Raw genomic sequence first — 2,791 nt, forward strand, 5'->3', positions numbered from 1 at the left:
GCATGATACCGGAAGCGCCAAGGCCGGCAGCGGTCAGGAATTTGCGGCGGCTGATCTCAAACTTCGCCATGTCAGGCACTCCTCTCGGCTGTATTGTCGTTCTGTGCGGGAGGATCGGTGCGGTACCAGCCGGTGATGATCGAGCGCAGCTCGTTGATCGGGCCGGCGGCCAGGATCATCAGGATATGGACGACGAAGAAGGCGACCAGCAGCACCATCACGGTGAAATGGATGGTGCGTGCCGTCTGCCGGCCACCGAGCAGATCGTTGAGGAAAGGCAGCACCGAGTTCATGCTTGGCGACATCGCCAGACCGGTGATGATCATCAGCGGCAGCAGCACGAACAGAACCCCGCCATAGGCCATCTTCTGCAGCGTGTTGTATTCGCGCGTGTGGTGGAATTTGAGCTTGGCGTGGTCGACGATGTCTTGCGGCAACCGCTTCAAATCGTCGAGGCGTGGCGCGAGATCGCGGCGGATGTGACCGTTGACGATGCTGGCGACCAGCCAGACGATCAACGTCGTGGTGAGTATCCAGGCAAAGAAGAAATGGATGACGCGCGCAGTGCCGAGATCATAGTAGGACGGGATGGTCGCCCAGGACGGGAAGGCGCGGGACGTCTCCTGGCCGGCCGGACCCGACCAGCCGAGCACCCCAGTGGTGTTGAAGCGTTTGCCGAAGATCTCCGTGTAGCCGCGCGGACCCGCATCGGAGTTCTCGGCGCCGATGGCGAAGATGGTGTTGTTGTAATCGAAGCCCGATTGCTTGCCGATATAGAGCTGCGGACGGGCATTGAAGATCTGCAGGCCGGACAACAGCATGAAGAACAGCGAGATGGCCCACAGCCAATGCGTCAGCCGCGTCCAGCGCGACTGCCGGTAAATCAGCGTTTTGTCGTTCGACGCCGAAGCGCCTGGATCGGCGGCGGATTGGCTTCTGGCAACGGATTCCATCGTGTTTCGTCTCCCGGCCTCGCGGCATGGCCTGCGCGCTCATTGTCCTCCTGATACGTCGCGATCCAAACCGATGTTTCATCCGATCACGGATTTATTACGGACCGCCCAGGCTGACGGCGAGATTGACGGCAGCGGCGACGATGACCGTGTTGAAGAAAAACGACAGGATCGAGTGGACAAGCACGACACGACGCATATGCGTCGTCGAGATGTTGGTGTCGGCGGTCTGCGCCGTCATGCCGATCACCGTCGAGAAATAGAGGAAGTCCCAACCCTCCGGCCGTTTGTCGCCCGGAAACAGCAGTCCGCCGACCGGGATTTTCTTCCTGGTCTCGGCATCCATCGCATCGCCATCCATCCAGTAGACATGAGCATAATGGAGCGCTGCCATGGCATGGATGGTGAACCAGCCGAGCGGGATCGACAGCAGCGCGAAGAAGAGCTCGATGGGATGGCTTCTGTCCTTCTGATTGATCAGCAGGAACAATGCGACAACGGCAACGCCGACGACGACAAGCGTCACGGCGAAGATGACCAGCACCGGCTGGTCGGTGGCGCGCGCATTCTTGCTCAGATACCTGCCGGTGAACTTCGGCATCTGGGCGACGACGAGAATGACATAGGCGGCAAAGAACGCGTTGGCGCCGATCGAATAGGCAAGCGGAGCGTGCAGCAGCAACGCCACCAGAAGCGCAAAGACGCCGAAGCAGGCAGACACAGCAAACAGCATGTGGCGCTGCATGGGTTTGTCTATCGGAGCTTCGGCGGCCATGGTGGTTCCAGCCCTGGATAGCGCTAATCCGGTGTGGCCGATTTCATGGCACGCCGCAAGATGCGATCGAGTTCGCCCAGAAACCGCGACCGGTCTTGCGGCGCGAAGCTGGCATTGTAGCCCTTGCTTTCGCCGGTCTCGCGCAGATGCTGCTTCAGGTCGCGCATCGCCACCGCCATGCCGATCGTTTCCGGCGTGAAGGGACGTCCGGTTGGCCCAAGCACATGGGCGCCAAGCGCCACCGCGCGGGCGGCCAGCGGAATGTCGGCGGTGATCACAATGTCGTTGGTGCGTGCATTGTCGACGATCCAGTCGTCGGCGGCATCAGCGCCCTTGGAGACCACGACATTGCGGACCATCGGATCGCGCGACGGCCGCAGGCCGCCATTGGAGACGTAGGTGACAACGACGCCATGCCGGTCGGCCACTTTTTCGACCTCGGCCTTGACCGGGCAGGCGTCTGCATCGACGAGAATGGCGGGGAGTTCGCTCATGTTTCTTTTCTCCTCCCATTGTGAACCACGGAGGCCGCGCGCCGGTTGGACCGCGGCCTGCGATCTTCCTCAGTAAACCACGACGCTTCTGATCGATTTGCCCTCATGCATGAGATCGAAACCCTTGTTGATGTCCTCGAGCTTGAGCGTGTGGGTGATCATCGGGTCGATCTGGATCTTGCCGTCCATGTACCAGTCGACGATCTTCGGCACATCGGTGCGGCCGCGCGCGCCGCCGAAGGCGGTGCCCATCCAGGTGCGGCCGGTGACCAGCTGGAACGGCCTGGTCGAGATCTCCTGGCCGGCGCCGGCAACGCCGATGACCACCGACTTGCCCCAGCCGCGATGCGAGGCTTCGAGCGCCTGACGCATGACCTTGGTGCTCCCCGTGCAGTCGAATGTGTAGTCGGCGCCGCCGATCTGGTCGGCGCCACGCTTGGTGATGTTGACGAGGTAGGGCACGACATCGCCGTCGATCTCCTTCGGATTGACGAAATGCGTCATGCCGAAGCGCTCGCCCCACTCCTTCTTGTCGTTGTTCAAATCGACGCCGATGATCATGTCGGCGC

At 61.4% G+C, this 2,791-nt stretch carries 4 protein-coding genes; all 4 read right to left on the reverse strand.

Features of this window, described 5'->3' with window-relative positions:
• Positions 1–71: 71 nt before the first annotated feature.
• Positions 72–953 (reverse strand): cytochrome b/b6 domain-containing protein, encoded by an 882-nt coding sequence (locus EN949_RS34375; RefSeq protein ID WP_013531946.1) that lies wholly within the window; start codon positions 951–953, stop codon positions 72–74.
• Between the two features lie 97 nt (positions 954–1,050).
• Positions 1,051–1,728, reverse strand: a complete 678-nt coding sequence (locus EN949_RS34380) for a DUF1345 domain-containing protein (RefSeq protein ID WP_013531945.1) — start codon at positions 1,726–1,728, stop codon at positions 1,051–1,053.
• A gap of 23 nt (positions 1,729–1,751) precedes the next feature.
• Positions 1,752–2,222: a YaiI/YqxD family protein gene (locus tag EN949_RS34385; RefSeq protein WP_013531944.1), complete on the reverse strand. Its 471-nt coding sequence runs from the start codon at positions 2,220–2,222 to the stop codon at positions 1,752–1,754.
• Positions 2,223–2,291: 69 nt separating this feature from the next.
• On the reverse strand, positions 2,292–2,791 hold a 500-nt coding region (locus EN949_RS34390; protein WP_164755741.1), incomplete at its 5' end, for a zinc-binding dehydrogenase.

The organism is Mesorhizobium sp. M7A.F.Ca.US.007.01.2.1 (assembly GCF_003998165.1).
GTDB classification, from domain to species: domain Bacteria; phylum Pseudomonadota; class Alphaproteobacteria; order Rhizobiales; family Rhizobiaceae; genus Mesorhizobium; species Mesorhizobium ciceri.

Excerpts from the sequence above, each read along its gene's own strand:
- EN949_RS34385 (WP_013531944.1), bottom strand. The coding sequence starts at position 2,222 with ATGAGCGAACTCCCCGCCATTCTCGTCGATGCAGACGCCTGCCCGGTC.
- EN949_RS34380 (WP_013531945.1), bottom strand. The coding sequence starts at position 1,728 with ATGGCCGCCGAAGCTCCGATAGACAAACCCATGCAGCGCCACATGCTG.
- EN949_RS34375 (WP_013531946.1), bottom strand. The coding sequence starts at position 953 with ATGGAATCCGTTGCCAGAAGCCAATCCGCCGCCGATCCAGGCGCTTCG.